At 69.1% G+C, this 21,823-nt stretch carries 21 protein-coding genes; 7 read left to right on the top strand and 14 right to left on the bottom strand.

What is annotated here, in order from left to right; all coding sequences use genetic code 11:
• Positions 1 to 113: 113 nt before the first annotated feature.
• Positions 114 to 626 (bottom strand): hypothetical protein, encoded by a 513-nt coding sequence (locus tag FJU31_RS05275; RefSeq protein WP_150453800.1) that lies wholly within the window; start codon positions 624 to 626, stop codon positions 114 to 116.
• Between the two features lie 158 nt (positions 627 to 784).
• Between FJU31_RS05275 and FJU31_RS05280 the strand changes: the two genes are divergently transcribed.
• Complete coding sequence (locus tag FJU31_RS05280; protein WP_150453801.1) at positions 785 to 1,747, top strand: pyridoxal-phosphate dependent enzyme; 963 nt, start codon at positions 785 to 787, stop codon at positions 1,745 to 1,747.
• A complete protein-coding gene (locus FJU31_RS05285) occupies positions 1,732 to 2,376 on the top strand; it encodes a YdcF family protein (RefSeq protein ID WP_188115458.1) in 645 nt (214 codons plus the stop codon). Before FJU31_RS05280 ends, FJU31_RS05285 begins: the two co-directional genes overlap by 16 nt.
• Positions 2,377 to 2,451: 75 nt before the next feature.
• On the opposite strand, the gene bioC is transcribed toward FJU31_RS05285, so the two are convergent.
• The 5 genes from bioC to bioB all read right to left on the bottom strand — a co-directional run bounded on the left by bioC (position 2,452) and on the right by bioB (position 7,303).
• On the bottom strand, positions 2,452 to 3,336 hold the full coding sequence (gene bioC, locus FJU31_RS05290; protein WP_150453803.1) for a malonyl-ACP O-methyltransferase BioC: 885 nt from the start codon (positions 3,334 to 3,336) through the stop codon (positions 2,452 to 2,454).
• 12 nt (positions 3,337 to 3,348) lie between these two features.
• The gene (locus tag FJU31_RS05295; protein WP_150453804.1) at positions 3,349 to 4,128 is read right to left on the bottom strand and encodes an SDR family oxidoreductase; all 780 of its coding nucleotides are present in this window, start codon (positions 4,126 to 4,128) and stop codon (positions 3,349 to 3,351) included.
• A 29-nt stretch (positions 4,129 to 4,157) separates the two neighbouring features.
• Complete coding sequence (bioH, locus tag FJU31_RS05300; protein WP_150453805.1) at positions 4,158 to 4,937, bottom strand: pimeloyl-ACP methyl ester esterase BioH; 780 nt, start codon at positions 4,935 to 4,937, stop codon at positions 4,158 to 4,160.
• Between the two features lie 19 nt (positions 4,938 to 4,956).
• Positions 4,957 to 6,180, bottom strand: a complete 1,224-nt coding sequence (bioF, locus tag FJU31_RS05305) for an 8-amino-7-oxononanoate synthase (RefSeq protein WP_150453806.1) — start codon at positions 6,178 to 6,180, stop codon at positions 4,957 to 4,959.
• 79 nt (positions 6,181 to 6,259) lie between these two features.
• The gene (gene bioB, locus FJU31_RS05310; RefSeq protein ID WP_150453807.1) at positions 6,260 to 7,303 is read right to left on the bottom strand and encodes a biotin synthase BioB; all 1,044 of its coding nucleotides are present in this window, start codon (positions 7,301 to 7,303) and stop codon (positions 6,260 to 6,262) included.
• A 160-nt stretch (positions 7,304 to 7,463) separates the two neighbouring features.
• Here bioB and FJU31_RS05315 point away from each other — a divergent pair, with 160 nt between their 5' ends.
• Both FJU31_RS05315 and FJU31_RS05320 read left to right on the top strand, forming a co-directional pair.
• Positions 7,464 to 7,772, top strand: coding sequence for a hypothetical protein (locus tag FJU31_RS05315; RefSeq protein ID WP_150453808.1), 309 nt, complete (start codon positions 7,464 to 7,466; stop codon positions 7,770 to 7,772).
• 54 nt (positions 7,773 to 7,826) lie between these two features.
• Complete coding sequence (locus FJU31_RS05320; protein ID WP_150453809.1) at positions 7,827 to 8,372, top strand: CbrC family protein; 546 nt, start codon at positions 7,827 to 7,829, stop codon at positions 8,370 to 8,372.
• 54 nt (positions 8,373 to 8,426) lie between these two features.
• Here the strand turns inward: FJU31_RS05320 and FJU31_RS05325 are convergent, their stop codons facing one another.
• Together FJU31_RS05325 and FJU31_RS19270 are read right to left on the bottom strand one after the other, a co-directional pair.
• Positions 8,427 to 9,059 (bottom strand): DNA-3-methyladenine glycosylase, encoded by a 633-nt coding sequence (locus FJU31_RS05325; protein WP_150453810.1) that lies wholly within the window; start codon positions 9,057 to 9,059, stop codon positions 8,427 to 8,429.
• Between the two features lie 8 nt (positions 9,060 to 9,067).
• Positions 9,068 to 9,226: a hypothetical protein gene (locus FJU31_RS19270; protein ID WP_188115454.1), complete on the bottom strand. Its 159-nt coding sequence runs from the start codon at positions 9,224 to 9,226 to the stop codon at positions 9,068 to 9,070.
• Between the two features lie 167 nt (positions 9,227 to 9,393).
• Between FJU31_RS19270 and FJU31_RS05330 the strand changes: the two genes are divergently transcribed.
• The gene (locus tag FJU31_RS05330; protein ID WP_425473630.1) at positions 9,394 to 10,071 is read left to right on the top strand and encodes a ComF family protein; all 678 of its coding nucleotides are present in this window, start codon (positions 9,394 to 9,396) and stop codon (positions 10,069 to 10,071) included.
• Positions 10,072 to 10,335: 264 nt separating this feature from the next.
• The gene (locus FJU31_RS05335) at positions 10,336 to 10,752 is read left to right on the top strand and encodes a SecDF P1 head subdomain-containing protein (protein WP_150453850.1); all 417 of its coding nucleotides are present in this window, start codon (positions 10,336 to 10,338) and stop codon (positions 10,750 to 10,752) included.
• 36 nt (positions 10,753 to 10,788) lie between these two features.
• On the opposite strand, the gene FJU31_RS05340 is transcribed toward FJU31_RS05335, so the two are convergent.
• The 6 genes from FJU31_RS05340 to FJU31_RS05365 all read right to left on the bottom strand — a co-directional run bounded on the left by FJU31_RS05340 (position 10,789) and on the right by FJU31_RS05365 (position 18,133).
• Positions 10,789 to 12,591, bottom strand: coding sequence for an MFS transporter (locus tag FJU31_RS05340; protein ID WP_150453812.1), 1,803 nt, complete (start codon positions 12,589 to 12,591; stop codon positions 10,789 to 10,791).
• 169 nt (positions 12,592 to 12,760) lie between these two features.
• Positions 12,761 to 13,888, bottom strand: coding sequence for an N-acetylglucosamine-6-phosphate deacetylase (gene nagA, locus FJU31_RS05345; protein WP_150453813.1), 1,128 nt, complete (start codon positions 13,886 to 13,888; stop codon positions 12,761 to 12,763).
• A complete protein-coding gene (locus FJU31_RS05350; protein ID WP_108770774.1) occupies positions 13,885 to 14,661 on the bottom strand; it encodes a DeoR family transcriptional regulator in 777 nt (258 codons plus the stop codon). The genes nagA and FJU31_RS05350 overlap by 4 nt, the downstream gene beginning before the upstream one ends.
• 34 nt (positions 14,662 to 14,695) lie before the next feature.
• A complete protein-coding gene (locus FJU31_RS05355; RefSeq protein WP_150453814.1) occupies positions 14,696 to 16,030 on the bottom strand; it encodes a D-tagatose-bisphosphate aldolase, class II, non-catalytic subunit in 1,335 nt (444 codons plus the stop codon).
• Between the two features lie 17 nt (positions 16,031 to 16,047).
• Positions 16,048 to 16,986 (bottom strand): ROK family protein, encoded by a 939-nt coding sequence (locus FJU31_RS05360; protein WP_150453815.1) that lies wholly within the window; start codon positions 16,984 to 16,986, stop codon positions 16,048 to 16,050.
• Positions 16,979 to 18,133 (bottom strand): SIS domain-containing protein, encoded by a 1,155-nt coding sequence (locus FJU31_RS05365; RefSeq protein WP_150453816.1) that lies wholly within the window; start codon positions 18,131 to 18,133, stop codon positions 16,979 to 16,981. The genes FJU31_RS05360 and FJU31_RS05365 overlap by 8 nt, the downstream gene beginning before the upstream one ends.
• A 323-nt stretch (positions 18,134 to 18,456) precedes the next feature.
• Between FJU31_RS05365 and FJU31_RS05370 the strand changes: the two genes are divergently transcribed.
• Positions 18,457 to 21,816 (top strand): TIM-barrel domain-containing protein, encoded by a 3,360-nt coding sequence (locus FJU31_RS05370; protein ID WP_150453817.1) that lies wholly within the window; start codon positions 18,457 to 18,459, stop codon positions 21,814 to 21,816.
• The last annotated feature ends 7 nt before the right edge of the window (positions 21,817 to 21,823 follow it).

Below are 21,823 nucleotides of genomic sequence, written 5' to 3' on the forward strand. Positions count from 1 at the left end.
GCGGGCTGTCACCACCCGCCTAGGGTGCGGCCTGAACCGCGTGAAATGCAAGATGGTTCAGAGCCCAACTGTGCGCTGCGTCGCACGTTTCATGTTTCGCCGCAGGTAACGGTTCATCGTTCCAGGTTTCGCCACGGGGAACCGTTCGACCTCGGCGCACGCGGTGCCGGTGCCGGACGTGCCTGCGGCGGCGCGGAGGGGCGAGCCTGGGGCGCAGACGGACGTGCCTGCGGCGGACCCGGCGGGCGGCCAGCCTGCGGCGGGCGACGCATCGAGTCCATGTTCCGCCACGGCGAGCCACCATTGTTCTGGCGCGGCGGCGGCGGACGGTTCTCACCACCGTTGCCCGGACGCGGCGGCGGCGGCGGACGATGGTTGTGCGGCGGCCGGTAGACCGGGCGCGAGTAATACGGGTTGCCGTAATAGCCGTAGCCACCGCCATAGCCGCCATACCCACCGTAGTAGGGGTAGCCATAGTTGGACGGATAGCCATACGGATAGCGGTACTCCGTCGACGGGGCACCATGGTAGTAGCTGCCACCGCTGCCACCGCCGACATAGTCGTAGGTGGAACAGCCGGTGAGGGCCAGCAACAGGCCACCGGCAAGCAACAGGCGCGTTTTCATGTGGGTCCCCCCAAGGACGGGTGTAGGGCCAGCTTCAGGCGTGGGCATTGAATCGCCCCTTAATTGTGCCGGCCCAGGATGAATGGCGATGAATGCCTGCATGCTGGCATGGCCGGGTGCGTAGCCGCCAGCGTCGGGGCATACGTTAATCTTGCGTCATGAGCGATTCACTGTTGCCCCGCGCCGAAGATGTCCTGACCGCCGCCGCGCGGATCGCGCCGCATGCCCATGTCACGCCGGTCCTGCGCTCGCACGCGCTGGATGCGCTGGCCGGGGCGCAGCTGGCGTTCAAGGCCGAGCATCTGCAGCGCGGCGGGGCGTTCAAGTTCCGCGGTGCCTGCAATGCGGTGTGGTCGCTGGACGCCGGGCGCGCCGCGGCCGGTGTGGTCACCCATTCCTCGGGCAACCACGGTGCCGCGCTGGCCCTGGCCGCCCGCACCCGCGGCATACCCTGTCACGTCGTGGTGCCCGAAGGGGCGGTGGCCGCCAAGCTGGCCAACATCGCCCGCCATGGCGCCACCCTCTGGCGCTGCCCGCCCACCATCGCCGACCGCGAGGCCACCTGCGCCCAGGTCCAGGCCGATACCGGCGCGACCCTGGTGCATCCCTATGCCGACCCGGCGGTGATGGCCGGGCAGGGCACGGCCGCGCTGGAACTGCTGCACAGCGATGGCCCGTTCGATGTACTGGTGGTGCCGGTGGGCGGTGGTGGCCTGGCCAGCGGTACTGCGCTGGCCCTGCAGCACGCCAGCCCGCAGACCCGACTGATGCTGGCCGAACCGGCCGGTGCCGACGACACCGCGCGTTCGCTGTCTGCCGGCCAGCGCGTGACCGGTTTCACCCCGGACACCTTCTGCGATGGCCTGCGCACGCTGGTCGGCGCGCCGAATCTCCAGCTGCTGCAGTCGGCGGGCGCCGAGGTGATCGTGGTCGACGATGACGCCACCCGTGCGGCGATGCGCCTGCTGTGGGAGGTGCTGAAACAGGTGGTGGAGCCGTCCTCGGCCATCGTGCTGGCGGCGGTGCTGGCCCAGCCGGCGCGTTTTGCCGACCAGCGCGTGGGCCTGGTGCTGTCCGGCGGCAACGTCGATCTGCCAGCGCTGCGCTGGGAGGTGGCGTGAGCCGCGGCCGTCATCGACCACACACCGGCCTGCTGGGCTGGCTGTGGCGCCTGTTCGTGCTGGTGCTGGTGTGGCTGCTGGGCGTGACCGCCTGGATCGTCTGGGTGGGTGAGCGCGACCAGGCCGCCAAGGCTGACGCGATCATCGTGCTGGGCGCGGCGGCCTACGATGCCAAGCCGTCGCCGGTATTCGAAGAACGCATCCGCCATGGCCTGGACCTGTACCAGGCCGGTTATGCGCCGTTGCTGATCTTCACCGGTGGCTACGGTGGTGCGGGCGCGCGGTTTTCCGAATCGCAGGTGGCGCGGCGCTATGCGCTGAAGCACGGCGTGCCGGATGACGCGATCCTGATCGAGACCGCCTCGCGCAACACCGTGCAGAACCTGGTGGAAGCCAAGCGGCTGATGGAGCAGCGCAAGCTGCGTAAGGTCATCATCGTCAGCGACCCGCTGCACATGGCCCGCGCGCTGCGCCTGAGCCAGGCGCTGGGCATCGATGCGCTGGCCTCGTCCACGCCGAGCACGCGCTTCCGCAGCTTCCACACCAGCTGGCGTTTCCTGGTGCAGGAAATCTATTTCTTCCACCGCGACCTGGTGCGCCCGCCGCTGAGTTCGCCGGCCAATACCTGAGCGCCAGGCCGCGCCGCTGCGCTCGCCGGGCATGGCCCGGCGCTACCCTTTAGTCCACCCGGCGGCGGCTTTCGGTCAGGGCTGCTTGCGGCGGATCGGGATGGCCGACACCGGCACCGAGGCGATGTCATGCCCGCCTTCGCGGATCGGCGCGCCCGGGTCCGGCGCCCAGGCATGGGCGTAGATCACTTCCCAGCTGCTGGGCAGCTTGCCGTCGGCACGGCGCATCGGTTCGTATGCTGCAGCAGCAGCGGCAAAACGACCGCGGCCGGTCAGCGTGTGGCGGCGGTCCACCCGTGCATTGGTTGCGCCCATCGCGCGCAGCTCGCGCATCAGCGCCGGCAGGTCGTCGTAGGTCAGGGTGAACAGGTCACGGTCCAGCACCGGGTCGCGGAAGCCGGCCATCATCAATGCATCGCCGAACTGGGCAATCTGCGCGAAACGGCTGACGTGCGGGCGGTCATCGGCGGCAGCGAACGCCTCGTTGAGTTCAACCAGCGTTTCCGGGCCGAAGGTGGAGCACAGCAGCAGGCCGCCGGGCTTGAGCACGCGACGGAAACCGGCGAACACCGCCGGCAGGTCATCCAGCCACTGCAGGCACAGGTTGCTGAAGATCACATCGACGCTGTTGTCGGCCAGCGGCAGCGCGGCGGCATCACCGCACAGGCGCTGGAACGGCTTCCACCAGCCGGCCTGGCGCTTGGCCTGGTCCAGCATCGGCAGGGCCACGTCCATCGCGATCACCTGCGCCTTCGGCCAGCGCTTCTTCATCAATGCGCTGGCGTGGCCGGTGCCGGCACCGATGTCCAGCACCACCTCGGGCTTGCGCGCTTCCAGGTAGTCCAGCGATTCGATCAGCCGCGACTGCACCTCGCGCTGCAGGGCGGCGGCGGCGTCATAGCTGTTGGCGGCGCGGGCGAACGCGCGGCGGACGTGGCGGGCATCGAAGTGGGACGGCATTGCGGAAGTCTCTTAGAACGTACCGGGGTAGGCGCCGCCGTCGATCAGCAGGTTCTGCCCGGTGAGGTAACCGGCCTGTGCACTGCACAGGAAGGCGCAGGCCGCGCCGAATTCGTCCGGCGTGCCGAAGCGGCCGGCGGGGATCTGCTGGCGGCGGCGGTCGGCCACCGCCTGCACGTCGCCGTCCTGGCCCGCAGCGTGGGCGAAGTTGGCGCGCAGGCGGTCGGTGTCGAACTGGCCGGGCAGCAGGTTGTTGATCGTGACGTTGTGGCCGACCGTGCGCCGCGCCAGCCCGGCGACGAAGCCGGTGAGGCCGCTGCGCGCACCGTTGGACAGTGCCAGCGTGTCGATCGGCGCCTTCACCGAGGACGAAGTGATGTTGACGATGCGACCGAAGCCGCGCGCGATCATCGCGTCCACCGTGGCGCGGATCAGCGCGATCGGCGCCAGCATGTTGGCATCCAGCGCGGCGATCCAGTCGTCGCGCTCGAAGGTGCGGAAGTCGCCCGGCGGCGGACCACCGGCGTTGGTCACCAGGATGTCGACCTGCGGGCAGGCGGCCAGCGCCTGGGTGCGCCCGGCCTCGGTGGTCACGTCGGCGGCCACGGTGACCACCTCGGCGGCACCGGGCAGGGCGCGCAGTTCTTCCGCGGCGGCCTGCAGGGCGGCTTCGCCACGGGCCACGATCACCACGTTCACGCCGTCGGCCACGAGGGCGCGCGCGCAGCCGAGGCCGAGACCCTTGCTTGCGCCGCAGACCAGTGCCCAGCGGCCGGAAATACCGAGATCCATGAGTCAGAACTGCCGAATGCGGAAAGTGCTCATTGTCCGCCATCGGCCGGTGACAGGCCGGCAACGAAGTGTTGCAGGGCAGCGGCCACCTCGTCGGCGTGGCCCAGGAAGGGAGCATGGCCGCCGTGGGCGACGGTCAGCGCCTGCGCGCCCGGGGCCAGCGCGGCGGCGGCCTGCATCGCGGCCGGCGCTACCAGGCGGTCGCGCTGGCCGGCGATCCACAGGCTGGGCCTGCCCAGCGTGGGCAGGGCGCCACGCAGGTCGGTGCCTTCCAGCAGGCGCAGGCCTTCCAGCAGGGCGCGTTCGCTGGGCGCACCGCGCTCGACCAGGCGCTGGCGCAGGGTGCGCAGCTCCTCGCGGGCATGCGCCGAACCCATCACGTCCAGCGCCAGGAAGCGCTCCAGGGTGCCACCGAAGTCCGTGGCCAGGTCACGCCCGAACTGCTCGAACACCGCCGGTTCCACCGCGTGCGGCCAATCCTCGCCGCGCACGAAACGCGGCGTGGCGGCGATCATCGCCAGCCCGCGCACCTTCGGCAGGGTGGCCGCCGCGTGCAGCGCGAACAGCCCGCCCAGCGACCAGCCGCACCACACCGCCGGCGGCGTGGCCACGGCAATGGCGTTGACCACGTGCGGCAGGCGCAGCGGCGTGCTGTCGTCGCGGCTGTGGCCATGGCCGGGCAGGTCGACCAGATGCAGGGTGAAACGGTCGGCCAAGCGTTGCACCAGGGGCGCGAACACGCCCCCCTGCAGGGCCCAGCCGTGGATCAGTACCAAGTCCGGCCCGTGGCCGGTGACGTCGATATGCATGGGGTACGACGCGTGCGGATCAGGCCAGCGCGGGCAGGGCAGGCGGCAGCGCTGCGCTCGGCCCGGCAGCGACGCGGTCGCGCGCCTGGGCGATGGCTTCGACCAGCTCGCGCACCTGTTCCGGCGTATGCAGGGCCGACAGGGTGACGCGCAGCCGCGCCTTGCCTTCGGGCACCGTCGGCGGACGGATCGCGCCGACCAGCCAGCCGGCCTGCGCCAGCGCCTGCGACATCGTCACGGCGGTGTGGTCATCGCCACACAGCAGCGGCTGGATCGGGGTTTCCGAGGCCATCAGGTCCAAGCCATGGCGGCGCGCTTCACCGCGGAACAGGGCGATCAGGTCGGCCAGCTTGGCCCGGCGCCAATGGTCACGGCGGGCCAGGCGCACCGCTTCCAGGGCCGAGGCGGCCAGGGCCGGCGGCAGGGCGGTGGTGTAGATGTAGGGGCGGGCGGTTTCGGAAAGGTGCTCGACCAGATCCTCGCGGCCCAGCACCAGTGCGCCGGCACTGCCCAGCGCCTTGCCGAGGGTGACCAGCTGCAGCGGCACGTCGTCCACGCCCAGGCCGGCGGTGGCGACGGCACCACGGCCATCGCCGAGCACGCCCACGCCATGCGCGTCGTCCACGTAGAACAGCGCCTGCTGCAGGCGCGCGACCAGCGACAGCGCACGCAGCGGTGCAACATCGCCGTCCATGCTGAAGACACCATCGGTGGCCAGCATCGCCGCACCCTCGGGCGCGTGCTTGAGCTGGCGCATGGCGCCTTCCGGATCCAGGTGCGGATAGCGGCGCAGGCGCGCACCGGCCAGCCGCGTGGCATCGAGCAGGCTGGCGTGGTTGAGCTTGTCCTGCACGCAGACGTCGTTCTCTTCGCCCAGCAGCGCCTGCTGCACCGCCAGATTGGCGGCGAAGCCACTGCCGAACAGCAGGGCGCGCGGGTAACCGAGCCAGTCAGCTACTTCGCGTTCCAGTGCGTCGTGCAGCGCGTGGTGGCCGCAGACCAGGTGCGAGGCACCGGCACCGGTGCCATCGCGCGCGGCCGCATCCTGCAGCGCGTTGACCACGCTGAACTGCTGGGCCAGGCCCAGGTAATCGTTGCTGCAGAACCCAGTCAACCAGCGCCCGTCAATTTCCAGGCGCACGCCATCACGACGGGTGACCGTGCGCCGCGGGCGGCGACGGCCTTGTGCATCGCGCAACGCGCGCTGGGCTTGGAGGCGGGCGGTCAGGTCGGGGCGGGCCATGCTGGCTACAGGCGACGACGGGGCGGCTAGGGTAGCGCGTTGCCGCCACGCCTGCTCGACGCCCTGATCACGCGGCGTGTCACGCGGCGTGGGCGCAGCCACAGCCGGGGCCATCGGCGCTGATATCGGAGTGCACGGTACCGCCGTGGTCGTGGCCATCGGCGTCCACCTGCACGGGCATCGGCTGCAGGCCCAGGCGCGCGAACAGGGCCAGGTCGCGCTCGCTTTCCGTGTTGCCGGTCGTCAGCAGTTTCTCGCCATGGAAGATCGAGTTGGCACCGGCCAGGAAGCACAGCGCCTGCAGCTCATCACTCATCGCTTCGCGACCGGCCGACAGCCGCACCATCGAACGTGGCATCGCGATGCGTGCCACGGCGATCATCCGCACGAATTCGAACGGGTCCAGTACAGCGCTGCCATGCAGCGGCGTACCAGCGACCTGCACCAGCTGGTTGATCGGCACCGAATCGGGATGGGCCGGCAGCGTGGCCAGCGCCAGCAGCAGGCCGATGCGCTGCGCGCGTGTCTCGCCCATGCCGACGATGCCGCCGCAGCAGGTCTTCAGCCCGGCGTCGCGCACATGGCCCAGCGTATCCAGGCGGTCCTGGTACTGGCGCGTGTGGATGATCGAATCGTAGTAGTCCGGCGCGGTGTCCAAGTTGTGGTTGTAGTAGTCCAGGCCGGCGTCCTTCAACGCACGCGCCTGCACGCCACTGAGCATGCCGAGGGTGGCACAGGTTTCCAGGCCAAGCGCCTTCACCCCGGCGATCATCGCAGCCACCTTCGGGATGTCGCGATCCTTCGGCGAACGCCACGCCGCACCCATGCAGAAGCGCGATGCACCGGCGGCCTTGGCCTGGCGTGCCTTGACCAGCACGGCATCGGTGTCCATCAGTTTCTGCGCGCTCACGCCGGTGTTGTATCGCTGCGCCTGTGGGCAGTAGGCGCAGTCTTCCGGGCAGCCACCGGTCTTCACCGACAGCAGCGTGGACACCTGCACCTGGGCCGGATCGAAGTGCGCGCGATGCACGCTGGCGGCGCGGAACAGAAGCTCGGGCAGGGGCAGGTCGAACAGCGCCTGCAGTTCATCGTGCTGCCAGTCGTGGCGGATGGCAGGAGCCATGGCGGGACCTTGGTAGGGCGTGGAGCGAGGGCGGCAGTGTGGGTGGGTTGGCGAGGGCTGTCAACTTACAATTGTTATTCGTGGTTTACAGTAAAGCGCTGCCAGACGTTCGCGCAACGGTGTAAGTTCATGGCTGCATACGGACTTGCGAACACGTGCCATGAATCCCTACCAGCCCTATCCGATCCGCCGCGATGCGGTGCTGTGCAGCTTGGCCGAACTGCCTGATGGCGGCCTGCGCGTGGTGATGGATGATCTGCGCCAGACCGATCCGCCCGGACTGTGGAAGCACCACGCGCTCGTGACCTTCAAGGACTACCCGGCGGGGCAGCTCGATCCGTCGACCCTGTCGAACGAGGAACTGCAGGCATTCGGCCACTACGTGCTGGTTCGCCTGCTGGCCATCAACGGCTGCCTGCCTGCCATGGAAGGCGGTCCCGAACGCGATGCGCCGCTTGCCGGCCCGTAGCGGCTGCAGGCACAAGCGGGCCGCTACACTGGGCCGCCCAGCAAAGGAGCTGCCATGGATCTGCCGCGCTTCACCTACCACCCCGATCCGATCGCCACCGGCAGCGTGGTGGCTGCCGACACGCCGTGCGTGTGCTGCGGGCAGTCGCGCGGCTACGTCTACACCGGGCCGGTCTATGCCGAAGAAGAGTACGGACAGGAAATCTGCCCGTGGTGCATTGCCGATGGCTCCGCGCATGAGCGCCTCGGCGTTACTTTCAGTGATGAGGAAGGCGTCGGTGGTGGCGGCGAGTGGGATGAAGTGGATGAGGAGATCATCGACGTGATCGCGCAGCGCACCCCTGGCTTCAACGGCTGGCAGCAGGAACAGTGGTGGACGCACTGCGGGGATGCCGCGCAGTTCGTCGGCCGCGCCGGTCGCGCCGAACTGGAAGCACACGGCAAGGATGCGGTGGTGGCGATCCAGGACAGCACCGGGCTGGACGACGGGCCGCGGTGGCAGCACTTCCTGGCCGCGTTGGACAAGGATGGATCACCGACGGCCTACCTGTTCCGCTGCAGGCACTGTGGCGTGGTGGGTGGCTACCAGGATTGCGACTGACGGAAGCGCGTGCGTCGCAGGAGCCTCCGAAGCAAAGGCACCGGCGAGCCGGACTCATCTCCGGCGTGGCCGGACCGACACATGCGGATGCTCCGGCACATGCCAGCGCCAAGGGAAATCCACCGCGCGACTGATGCCGATGCGTGGCCCTACCACCGGCGATGGCGGTGGCGGCGTGCCATCACAGACAATGACGAGACCACGATCGGCAGTTACGAGGTCAGCGCCATCCAGATCGCGTGTGATGCCGAGTGCCTGCGACAGTTTGCCCGGTCCGCTCGCCAGATCGCGATCGCGCTTGGCCGCCGGTCGCGCGGCCTGCATGGCGCCCATGCCGGACACCGGCTCGGCGGCTCTGAGCAGCACGCCAACACCTTCGCCAACCTCGCCACAGACCGCGTTGCTGCCCCAGTGCATGCCGTAAGTGAAATAGACATATAGATGGCCCGCCTCACCGAACATGGTGGCGTTACGCGCGGTCTGGCCACGATAGGAATGCGCGGCGGGATCCTCACTCCCTGCATAGGCCTCAACCTCAACGATCCGGGCGGCACGGCCATCGTCACGCACGATCAGCTTGTTGAGAAGCTGCGGCGCGACGGCGGTGGGGTGGCGGCGATAGAACTCGCGGGGCAGCACTTTCCAGCCGTCGGGCAGCCAATCGCGGGCGGTAGGTCCGGGGCGCACGGAGTCGATCAGGGCTTGGCCTGCTCCTGCTGCATCTTCTGCGCCTCCTTCTGCAGCCCGGCGTCGCGGGTTTCACCCTGCTTTACGTACCACAGCAGGCTGGGCAGGGCCATCGCCAGCAGGCCAACGACCAGCACAATGACAATGATCCGGGTCCGCTTGTTCATGTAGAGTCCGAAGAGGTGATACAGACCGGCACGCTAGCAGCGGAAGTGTGCAGCGGCCGTGTCGAAGCCTTTCCCGGTATGCGGACAAGCCACACCCTGACTGCAGCAGGGGCTGACGCCCGATTCCATCGCGAAATGGCCGCACGCAGACTTGTTGAATGCTGAAAATGCTGTTTCTGCGCACCGTGTCGTCAGCAGTGCGCGCACTGCTGCCACTGCGCTGCCTGGTCTGCAACGATCCCGGCCACGACGGACTGGATCTGTGCGCTGCGTGCCTGGCCGATATCCCCTGGTCCGGCCGCGCCTGCCTGCGCTGTGCGCTGCCGCTGCCTGAAAGCGCCCTGCCGGTCTGCGGCACCTGCCGTGAAGAGCCGCCGCCACAGGTTGCCACCCATGCCAGCCTGCTGTACCTGCCGCCGGTGGATCAGTTGCTGGTGCGCTACAAGTTTCATCAGGACCTGGCCGCCGGCCGACTGCTGGCCCAGCTGATGCAGCGCAGGCCGCCACCGTGGGCGTGCCCGCCGCTGGTGCCAGTGCCGTTGCATCCGCGTCGGTTGCGTAAGCGTGGCTATGACCAGGCCAGGGAGCTGTGCCGGCTGCTGCGCCAGCCGGTGTGGTGCGGCCTGTACCGGCGCCGGCATACGGCACCGCAGTCGGAGCGCAGTGCCGAGCAGCGCCGCGAGAATCTGTTCGACGCCTTTGATGTGCGGGGTGTGGTGCCACCGCGCCTGACCGTGGTGGACGATGTGATGACCACCGGCAGCACGGTGGTGGAAGTGGTGGAGACGCTGCGGCTGGTGGGTACGGCAGAGGTGCGCGTGTGGGTGTGCGCACGGGTGCCCTGATGCGTCCCGGTAGAGTCGACCGTTGGTCGACTGCCTTCCGATGTGGATAACGCCAGTCGACCAACGGTCGACTCTACCCAGCCTCTACGACGCGCGCGCTAGGATGGGTTACGGAACCTGATCGAAGGAGTGTTCATGCAGTTTCCCGGATCTTCGTCTTCGCCGTTGTTGTCGGCCCCCGGCCGCCGCGGGTCGGTGCCTGCGGACGCTAACGTGAGGGCCGCGCTTTTGTTGCTGCTGGCGGCGCTGGCCCTGACCGGATGCATGCCGGCGGCAACGCCTGAGGCGATGACGGGCCCGGCGCATGCACCGCGTCCGGGCGTGGACGTACGCCTGAGCGCGGTCGATGCGGCCGGCAAGGGAACGCCCGCGCAGTGGCAGGGCGCGACGCTCACCCTGCGCGAGCCGCCGATCGCCAGCAGCGCCGATATCGCCGATGTGCGCTATGTGCTGGACCAGGCCAATCAGCCCGGCCTGCAGATCCGCTACCGGCCCGAGGCGCGCCAGCGCATCCACGACGGCACCGAAGCCCTGGTCGGCCAGCGTGCAGCCATCAGTGTGGATGGCCGCGTGCTGATGGTGGCGACGGTGGCGGGACCGTTTGGTGAATCGATGATGCTCAGTGGGCTGCCCAGCGTGGCCGAAGCGCAGGCGCTGGAGAAGCACATCACGGGTGAATGACCGTGCCGACCGGTAGAGTCGACTGTCAGTCGACCGCTACCTGGCAAACCGCGCCTCGATCTCCTCCAGCGACTTGCCCTTGGTTTCCGGCAGCCACAGTGCGGGTACCAGGAAGAACACGAACGTGCAGCCGGCCCACAACAGGAACATGCTGGCGTAGCCGTAGTGGCCGACGGTGGGCAGGAACAGCGCGGCGATGGTGGTGGACACGAACTGGTTGATCAGCAGCGCGATGCTCATGCCGTTGGAGCGGATGCGGTTGGGCATCAGCTCCGACAGTGCCAGCCACACGCAGACACCGGGGCCGACCGCGAAGAACGCCACGAACACCAGGATGCACGCGGCCACCGCCCAGCCATGGGCCGGCCGCGGCACGGGGCCGATGCGCGCCTGTTCGATGCGCAGCGATGCCTGTGCGGCGCTGGCCGGGTCGGCGAAGGGGTTCAGGTGCAGGTGGCGGAAGAAGGCGCCGATGACGCTGTCCGCCTGCACGGTACCGGCGCGTTCGATGCGCAGTTCGCGGTCACCCAGGTTGTCGCTGCGCAGGGCGCGCACATTGGTGAAATCACCATAGGCATAGGACACGGTCAGCTGCAGGGGCCGGCCCTCGCTGTCCGTGCTGCCCGCCAGGCGCTGCCACTGCGCGTCATCCAGTACCAGCTGCAGGCCATCACCACTGACCGCGGCCTGCAGCTGCGGCTGCACGTCGGCGCGGCCGCGTTCGGCCTGGAAGAACAGTGTGGCGGCGGCCAGCAGGGCCACGCAGATACCGCCGCTGCCCAGCATCAGCAGGAACTTGCGGCCCTTGCGGTCGACCAGCAGCAGGGCGACCACGGTCATCACCGCGTTGAGCAGCTTGATCGCCACGTCGGCGCCGTTGGCCACCGAGCCGGACAGGCCGGCCTGGTTGAGGATGTTGACCGCGTAGGCCAGCACCGAGTTGATGCCGGTGGCCTGGGTGCAGGCCAGTACCACGCACGCCAGCAGGAACGGCACCACGTAGCGGCGGCTGAGCAGCGGATCGCGGCGGCCGTCGCTGCTGCTCGATTCCGGTGCCTGTATCTGCGCCAGCGTGGCCTCGACGTCGGCAGCGGGCAGCACGCGCTGCAGGCTGCGGCGCGCATCCTCCACGCGACCACGGCGCACCAGCCAGCGCGGTGATTCGGACAGCCAGAAGATGCCGGCGCAGAACAGCAGGCCCGGCGCCAGGCAGCTCCAGAAGATGGTGCGCCAGGCGTGGTCCTTCACCACGAACAGCTCCTGCGCCTGCTGCGCCAGCGGCAGCGAACGCACGGCCTCGGCGGCGGCATCCACGGCATGCGCCTGGTACAGGCCGATGAGTGCAGCCAGCACCAGGCCGATGGTGAGCAGCAGCTGGAACATGGCGGCGCCGCGCCCACGTCGCTCGGGGCTGAGCACTTCGGCCAGGTACAGCGGCACCACCACGCCGATCAGGCCGCCACTGACGCCCTGCAGCAGGCGGCCCAGCAGCAGCGGCGTGTAGCCCGAGGCCAGCGCCATGATCGGGATGGACGCGGTGAACAGCAGCCCGGCCAGCAGCATCGCGCCGCGGCGGCCGATCAGGTCGGCCACCATGCCGGCGAACAGCGAGGACAGCACGCTGCCCAGCAGCACGGCGGCGACGACGAAACCCAGCTGCTGGCTGCTGAGCTGCCAAGCGTGGCTGGCGGTGGCTTCGAGGTAGGGCAGGGCACCGGCGATGATGCCGATGTCGATGCCGTACAGCAGGCCTCCAAGGCCACCGATGAACAGCAGGTAGCGAACGGGCCAGCGCGGGGCGGTGGAAGCGGGTACGGCAGGTGCGGCGGCTGCGGTCATCGGCGTATTCCTGGAATAGCGGGGATGGTGCGTGGCTGAGGCATTGCGCTTGCGCGCTTCATGTAGAGCCGAGCCATGCTCGGCTTGCCGCCCGAAGCGCAGCACGGACGTCATCGATGTCGGTACGAAAAGCAGCCGAGCATGGCTCAGCTCTACAGAAACGCAGATATCAAGCGTTTGCAGCGTTCAAATCGACGACGCGTCCGCCGACCACCACCTGCTGCAGGCGCAGTCCGGCGTCCAGCACCACCATATCGGCGCGGGCGTCGGGCGCGATGCGGCCGCGATCGTCCAGGCCCAGGTAGGCGGCGGGGAAGGTGGAGACACGCTGCGAGGCATCGGCCAGGTCCAGGCCCACCTGCACCAGGTTGCGCAATGCCTGGTCCATGGTCAGCGCACTGCCGGCCAGCGAGCCGGTGGCCAGGCGCACGCAGCCGCCGCACTTGTGCACGCGCTGTTCGCCCAGCGCATACTCGCCATCGGGCATGCCGGTGGCGGCCGTGGCATCGGTCACCGCGTACAGGCGCGGAATCGCGCGCGCGGCCAGCCGGATCACGCCGGGGTGGATGTGCTGCAGGTCGGGAATGATCTCGGCGTATTGCGCATGTGCCAGTGCGGCGGCGGCAATGCCCGGTCGGTAATGGTCGACACCGGTCATGCCGTTGAACAGGTGGGTGAAGCCCGAAGCACCGGCCTGCAGCGCCGCCACGCCTTCCTCGTAGGTGCCGGCACTGTGGCCCAGCTGCACGCGGATGCCCATCGCCGCCAGCGCAGGAATCAGCGCGGTGTGCTCGCCGATTTCCGGTGCCAGGGTCATCACCCGGATCGGTGCCAGCGCATGCAGCTGCTGCACCAGCGCCAGCGTCGCCTCGATCGTGCGGTTGGGCTGCGCGCCGAGCCGCTGCGGGCTGATGAAGGGGCCTTCCAGATGCACGCCGGCGATGGTCGCGGCCTCGGCATCCGGCGCCGCCATCGCGTCGGCCACGCCCTGCAGCGCATGCTCGATCTCGTCCAGGCCGGCGGTCATGGTGGTCGCCAGCAGGGTGGTGGTACCGAAGCGCAGGTGGGTGCGGGCGATGGTGCGGGCCACGTCGCCGCCCTGCATCAGGTCCACGCCGGCCGCGCCGTGCACGTGCAGGTCGATGAAGCCGGGCAGGATCACCGGCAGCTGCAGGTCATCAGCACCGCTGTGGTCATCCACCTGCAGCTGGCGGATGTGCGAATCGAACCGGACGTGGCCACGGCGCCAGCCCAGCGGGGTCAGGATGCGGCCGTGCAGGCGGCGGGTGTCGGTCATGGCGGTGTCTCGGCGATGATCACTTCGATGCCCAGCCGCTGCAGCCCCTCGCGGGTGGCATCGTCGATGCCGGCGTCGGTGATGATGGCGTGGATCTGGTCCAGGAGCGCGATGCGGTGCAGGCTGACGCGGCCGAACTTGGAGGCGTCGGTGAGCACCACGATGCGGCGCGCGCGCTCGACCATGCGGTGGTTGAGGCGGGCTTCGGCTTCATCGTGGGTGGTCAGGCCGAACTGCAGGTCCAGGCCGTCCACGCCCAGGAACAGGGTGTCGAAGCTGTAGGAATTGAGGCTGGCTTCGGCCTGGCTGCCCTGCAAGGAGAGCGACTGCTGGCGCAGCAGGCCGCCGGTCAGCAGCACGGTGATGCCCGGCGCGTTGGCCAGTTCCCATGCGATGTTCAGGCCGTTGGTCATCACCGTCACGTCGCGGTGGCCGCGCAGGTGGCGGGCCAGGGTCATGGTGGTCGAGCCGGAGTCGATGATGATGTTGTCGCCGGCCTGCACCAGCCGCGCCGCGGCGGTGCCGATGGACTCCTTCAGCGGCAGGTTCAGCGCATCCTTTTCATGGATGTCCTGTTCCTGCGGCGGCGTGCGCACCAAGGTGGCGCCGCCATGGGTGCGCGTGGCCAGGCCTTGCGACTCGAAGTGGGTGAGATCGGCACGGATGGTCACCGCCGACACGCCGAAGCGCTCGACCAGATCGGCCACCTGCACCGAGCCATGCTCGATCAGCAGCTGCAGGATCTGTTGCCGGCGGGAGCGGGTGTTGCGCATGGCCATCTCTCGGTTTCGTCAGGAAAGGTAGAGATTAGCCGTTCGCAAGAACGGAGGCAGCCGAACTTGCGTTCTGCTTGCGGGTGCCGGCCTGGTTGGCACTGCAGGCGCGGGCGTACTCGCCCAGGCACTGGCCGATGCGGTGCTGCACCAGCGCGCTGGGGGTATTGGCCAGCCTGCCTTCGCGCACGGCGCGGTACTGCTCGGGCAGATGCTGGCTGAGCAGCACCAGCGGCGGCGCCTGCCGTTCCAGGTTGGCGAACAGGGTCTGCACCGCCTGCAGCAATGCCGGCTCGCCCCAGTAGTAGCGGCAGCGGTCGCTGAAGGAGAAGCGGCGCAGCAGGCGCAGCTCGGCCTCGTCGCCCTGGTAATACGGCTGCCAGTACTTCGGCTGCGCCTGCATCACTTCGTCCAGCACCTGCGGCAGGCGCGAGCACTGCGCGTCCGGCAGCAGTTCGGCCTCGATGGCGGCCAGCGCGAACAGCGCCTCGCGGTAGGCGAAGGTCGCCGCCGGGCCCACCTTGAGGATGGCGAAGTGGTCGCGCACCAGCGCGTGCAGGCCGCTCTCACGCTGGTAATCAGTGGAATGCGCTTCGAACACGATGCGCGGCTGTTGTTCGAGGAAATCCGCGAGCGCACTGGCGGCTGCGGGGTCGTACTCGTGCACGCTGCTGTGGTCGAAATCCACGCCCGGCTGCACCACCATCGCGATCACGCGCTGCCAGGCATCACGCAGCTGCGGCGTATCGAAGGCCTGCTGGTGGATGGCCAGGGTCTGCGCGGCAGCGGCCGGCGTGGTCACCTGCAGGCCACCGGCGAGCGAGGCTTCGCCACCGGGCACCGGCACTTCGGTGCCGATGACATAGACCGGCGGCGGCAGGCCGTGTTCGGCGGCGGTGCGCTCGGCGATCTCGGCCAGTTCGGACGAACGCGCGGCGACGATGGCATCGGGCAGCGGCACCGGGTCGTCAGCGCAGGACATGCTGCAGTCCAGGTGGATCTTGTGGAAGCCGGCGGCCACGTAGGCCTCTATCAGCACGCGCGCGTGGGTCATCGCTTCGGCGGCCGGGCGCTTCTGCCAGGCATTCGGGCCCAGGTGGTCCCCACCGAGGATCAGACGTTCGCGCGGGAACCCCTCTTCATCGGCCAGCGCGCCGACGTAGTCGCGGTACTGCGGCGGGGTCATGCCGGTGTAGCCGCCGAACTGGTCGACCTGGTTGGAAGTGGCCTCGATCAACAGCACGGTGCCGTGCGCCAGCGCCACGTGCATGGCCGCGCGCAGCACCTGTTCGTTGCTGCAGCAGACGCTGTACAGGCCGACGTTGGCACCGGCGCGGTGGGAAGCAAGCAGGGTCTGCAGCGGGGACATGGTCAGGCTCCGGTCAATCAGGAAAACGAGGGTTGGCAGGCGAGCAGGGCGGCACCGCGGGCACCCCCGGCATCGCCGAAGCGCGGCGGCACGATGGGCGGCACCTGCGCGCCGTTGAACAGATGTGCGGCAACGGCGGCGGGCAGCAGCTGGTACAGCGGCGCGTACTGCGAAAGGCCGCCACCGAGCACGATGACGTGCGGGTCCAGCGCCAGCACCAGTGCGGCCAGGCTGTGGCCGAGCAGGTCGCGGTGGATGTCCAGCGCCTGCCGGGCACGCACATCGCCGGCCTCGGCCAGGGTGATCACCGCGCTGGCGTCGCGCGCGCTGCCGCCGAGATGGCGTTCGATCATCGCCACGCCGCTGCCCGACACGTAGCGCTCCACGCAGCCCTGCAGGCCGCAGCCGCAGTCCAGCAGGGGCAGACCGTAGCGCTGCAGCAGGTGGCCGGGCACGCTCCAGTGCCCCCACTCACCGGCCAGGCCGTTGAAGCCGGTCAGCAGGCGGCCCTGCAGGCAGAAGCCACCACCGGCACCGGTGCCGAGAATGGCGCCGAACATGCTGGGGTAACCATCTGCAGCACCACCGTGCGCCTCGGACAACGCGAAGCACTGCAGGTCGTTGCCGAAGTGCAGCGGACGCTGCAGGCGTGCCTGCAGGTCCTGGGCCACGCACTGGCCGGTCAGCGCCGGCACGTTCGCGCTGAGCTGGCGGCCACTGCGGCGGTCGCGCACGCCGGGCAGGGCGATGCCGATGGCGGCGTCACTGCGCCCCAGCGCGGCATCGGCCTCTTCCACCAGCGCAACGACAGCCTGCAGGAAGCCAGTGTAGTCGCCCTGCGGCGTGGCCACGCGGCGGCGCCAGGTGACCTGCATCGCCGCATCGCACGCCACCAGCTCGATCTTGGTGCCGCCGATGTCGATGCCGTAGCAGGCGTGGGCGATCAGCTCAGCCATGGTGGATGGTGACGCCCTGGACGACGCGGTTGACGGTGCCGTCCGGGAACGGATTGTCCGGGGTCAGGCCCAGTGCGGCCGAGCGCTGCAGCGCGAACAGCTGGGCAAAGCCCAGCCACACCGGCGCGAGCCACGGGTCGTCCAGTGCCGGCACGGTCAGCGTGTACTCGTCGTCCGCGCCGATATCCGCATGCGGCCCGATCGCCAGCACCTGGCCGGCCACGCCGTCGCGGCGCAGTTCTTCCAGCAGATCCTGTTCGTAGCGGCGCGCCAGCGGCTGCACGCTGCGCAGCACGACCACCAGGGTGTCGCCATCCAGCGTGGACTTGGGGCCGTGGCGGAAGCCGAGCGGCGTATTCGCAAGGGCCAGCACGCGGCCGGCGGTCAGCTCCAGCACCTTCAGCGCGCACTCGCGGGCCAGCGCTTCCAGCGGACCGCTGGCCAGGTAGATCACCCGGTTGAACGGGCGCTGCGCCAGTGCCGCGACCGGTGCATCCCACTGCGCCAGGCCTTCGCGGCCGAGCGCGGCGATCTGCTTCAGGCGCGCGACGCGTGCCTCCCACGGCGCGCGGTCGAACACGGTCAGCGCGGCCAGCAGCATGCAGGTCAGGCTGCTGGTCATGGCGAATGCACGATCGCAGCTGGCCGAGGGCATCAACAGAGTGCAGGTATCACTGCGGCCGGCACCGCGGTGGGCCAGTTCGCCATCGGCGTTGCAGGTGATGTCGAGGAAGCGGGCATCGGCCACGTCGCTGCGCACGCGGTCGACCGCGGCCACGCTTTCCGGGCTGGAACCGCTGCGGCCGAACGACACCAGCAGGGTGGGACGGTCGCGCTGCAGGTACAGCGCCGGGTGGGTCAGCAGGCTGGTGGTATGCACCACGCCCACCTCGGCCGGCCACTGCGCGTTGATCGCATCGGCCACCATCTCGGCGATGAAGCCGGAGCTGCCGGCGCCGGTGAACAGCACGCGCTGGTTGGGATCGTTGAGGCTGTCGCCGAGGAAGGCCTGCAGGCGGTCGCGGGCACGCGACAGGTCCTGCGCAAGGGCTTCCCACAGCGCCGGCTGCTGGGCGATTTCGGTAGCGGTATCGGATCCGCCGCGGCGCTGCCAGGCGGACACATCGGAAAGCAGGGTGACGTCCATTCGGAGGTTCCAGTTGGGCCAGCGCACCATCAGCGTTTTCTTTCGAAATGTCAAACATCGAAAGCAAAAAGAAAGAAATGAGCTGGCCTGACGTATCCGGGATGGAGTCGATCGCGAAACACAAGAAGCGGCCGGATGCCGTATCGCACAATGCTTAACAGGGGGTTGCAAGCGCTTACACAAAGTATTGCGGCGCATCAACTTTCGTTTCCATCAAATATATCTTCCTTTTTCCTTTCAATTTATTGACATCTTTCGAATCACTGCCCTAGAGTCGGCCGCAACTGCTTTCGAAACGCCCGGTGAACGGGTTGGGAGTTCGTGTGGAGAACCGCATTCGTCGCTCGCCGCTGCTGCTGGCCCTGCTGCCGGCATTGATGCTGGCGGCGACATCGGCCCAGGCCGAGCCGGTCGGCAACCTGCGTTCGGTCAGCGCCAGTGACGGCCGCGACGGCGTGCAGGGCTGGGATCTGCAGACCGACAGCGGCGCGCGCATCCGCATCGAACTGCCGGCCGCGGACATCATCCGCGTGCAGGCTGGCCGCAACGGCACCCTGACCGGCGCCGGCGACAAGGCCGCGCCGATCGTGCTGCCGCAGCCCAAGGCGAATGTGCGGGCGCAGCTGGAAGAAGATGCGCAGGAGATCCGCGTGCGTACCGATGCGCTGGTGCTGCACGTGCAGCGGCAACCGCTGCGCCTGCGCCTGGAGCGCCTGGACAACGGCCAGCCCACCGCACTGTGGCAGGAACTGCAGCCGCTGGACCTGGATGGCACGCAGAGCGTGCAGGTGCTCTCTTCGCAGGCCGACGAAGGCTACTTCGGTGGCGGCCAGCAGAACGGCCGTTACCAGTTCAAAGGCCGCGAACTGGAAGTGTCCTACTCCGGCGGTTGGGAAGAAGGTGATCGCCCGAGCCCGGCGCCGATGCTGCTCAGCAGCCGTGGCTGGGGCATGCTGCGCAACACCTGGAGCGATGGCAGCTACGACCTGCGCCAGGCCGACCAGGCCACCCTGCTGCACCGCGAAGACCGCTTCGACGCCTATTACTTCGTCGGCGCCGACCTGCCGAAGCTGATCGAGCGCTACACCCAGCTGACCGGCCGCCCGAACATGGTCGCGCGCTGGGCGCTCTCCTACGGCGATGCCGACTGCTACAACGACGCCGACAACAGCCGGAAGCCCGGCACCGTGCCCGAAGGCTGGAGCGACGGCCCGACCGGCACCACGCCGGATGTGATCGACAGCGTGGCCAGGCAGTACCGCGAACATGACATGCCCGGCGGCTGGATCCTGCCCAACGACGGCTACGGCTGCGGCTACCAGAAGCTGCCCGAAACCGTGCAGGGCCTGGCGAAATATGGCTTCCGCACCGGCCTGTGGACCGAGAACGGCGTGGACAAGATCGCCTGGGAAGTGGGCAAGGCCGGCACCCGGGTGCAGAAGCTGGATGTGGCCTGGACCGGCAAGGGCTACCAGTTCGCGATGGATGCCAACCGCCAGGCGTTCAACGGCATCCTCGACAACTCCGATTCGCGCCCGTTCCTGTGGACGGTGATGGGCTGGGCTGGCATCCAGCGCTACGCGGTGGCCTGGACCGGTGACCAGAGCAGCAGCTGGGATTACATCCGCTGGCACGTGCCGACCCTGGTGGGCTCGGGCCTGTCCGGCATGGCCTACGCCAGCGGCGACGTCGATGCGATCTTCGGCGGCAGCGCCGAGACCTTCACCCGCGACCTGCAGTGGAAAGCGTTCACCCCGGTGCTGATGGGCATGAGCGGCTGGTCGTCGAACGCGCGCAAGCACCCGTGGTGGTACGACGAGCCCTACCGCAGCATCAACCGCGATTACCTGAAGTTGAAGATGCGCCTGACCCCGTACATGTACGGGCTGGTGCACGAGGCCGCGCAGACCGGTGCACCGCCGGTGCGTGGCCTGATGTGGGACAACCCGCGCGATCCGCACGCGCAGGATGAAACCTACAAGTACCAGTTCCTGCTCGGCCGCGACCTGCTGGTGGCGCCGGTGTACCGCAGCCAGGCGGCCAGCCGTGGCTGGCGCCGCGACATCCACCTGCCGGCCGGCGGCTGGATCGACTACTGGGATGGCCGCCGCGTGCAGGCCGGGGCCGAGGGACGCCAGCTCGACCGCCAGGTGGACCTGGCCACGCTGCCGGTGTTCGTGCGTGCCGGTGCGATCCTGCCGATGTACCCGTCGATGCTGTTCGACGGCGAGAAGCCCCTCGATGAAGTGACCTTCGACCTGTACCCGCAGGGCGAAGCGCAGTACACGCTGTACGAAGACGACGGCACCACGCGCCGCTACCAGAAGGGCGAATCGAGCACGCAGGTGGTGCGCGTGCAGGCCCCGGCGCAGGGCAGCGGCCCGGTGCAGGTGCAGATCGACGCGGTGCAGGGCCGCTACAACGGCCAGCTGGCACAGCGTCGCTACGGCCTGCGCGTGCTCAGCCGGCAGGCGCCGCGCGCGGTGCAGGCCGCTGGCCGCGTGCTGCCGGCGCTGGCCGATGCGGCCGCGTTCAACAGCGCGCCCGAGGGCTGGTACTTCGATGCCAAGGATCGCCGCGGCACGCTGCATGTGCGCACGGCCACGCAGGACATCCGCCAGCCGCTGCAGCTGCAGCTGGACTTCGCCGTCGCTGCCGCCGCCGCCGATGATGTCTTCCCGGCCGCGCCGGTGCTGGGCCGCGAACTGCCGGCCGACAGCCTGCTGGTGGTCAATCGTCCGGCCGAAGAACCGGGCCACGCGCTGGAAAACGCGTTCGACGAAGACCCCGGCACCTGGTTCCGCAGCGTGCGCAACCAGGCCGTGCGCACCGGTGCCCACGAGTGGGTGGTCGGCTTCGGCGAGCGGAAGATGATCGACGGCATCGAGATCGCCCCGCGCAACGACAAGAACTGGAAGCACGGCCAGGTCCGCGATTACGAGGTCTATCTGGGGGACAGCAATGGCGAGTGGGGCGAACCCATCGCGCGTGGCCGCCTGCAGTTGAAGGAAGGCGTGCAGCGCATCGACTTCCCGGCACATGCCGGCCGCCTGCTGCGCTTCCGCGTGCTGAGCGTGCAGAACCCCGAAGGCGACGGCGCCAGCAGCACCGATCCGATGGTCACCGCCGCGCAGGGCAGCGCACGAGCCTTCGATGCACTGCAGCCGCGCGATGTCGGCCCGATCGCGCTGTCCACCTTCCACATCCTCGAGCACCAGGAACCGGAGCGACCGGCCCGGCAGCAGTATCTCTCCGAGCTGCCGGTGCCGGCCGCGCTGGCCAGCCAGGTGCGCGCCGACCAGTCCTTCCGTGGCGACGCCGGCCTGCGCATGAACGGCCTGCAGTTCCGCCGTGGCCTGGGCGTCGGCGGCAACAGCCGCATCGACCTGCGCCTGCAGGGCGGCTGGAACCTGCTGCGCGCCGATCTCGGCATCGACGACGCCTGCCGCGCCGCCGGTGGCCTGCAGTTCCAGGTCTGGGGCGATGGCCGCCTGCTGTACGACAGCGGCCTGGTGAAGGCCCCCGGCGTGGTCAAGCCCGAGCTGGACATCCGTGATCTTTCCGCCCTGAGCCTGCGCACGCTGGGTGCGCAGGGCAGCCAACCCGCCCAGGTCTGCGCCAACTGGGCCAACGCCGTGCTGATCGGCCAGGAGGGCGACTCCGCCAGCATCGTCGCCCCATGACCCCCAC

Source organism: Stenotrophomonas cyclobalanopsidis, assembly GCF_008710035.1.
In the GTDB taxonomy this organism is placed as follows: domain Bacteria; phylum Pseudomonadota; class Gammaproteobacteria; order Xanthomonadales; family Xanthomonadaceae; genus Stenotrophomonas; species Stenotrophomonas cyclobalanopsidis.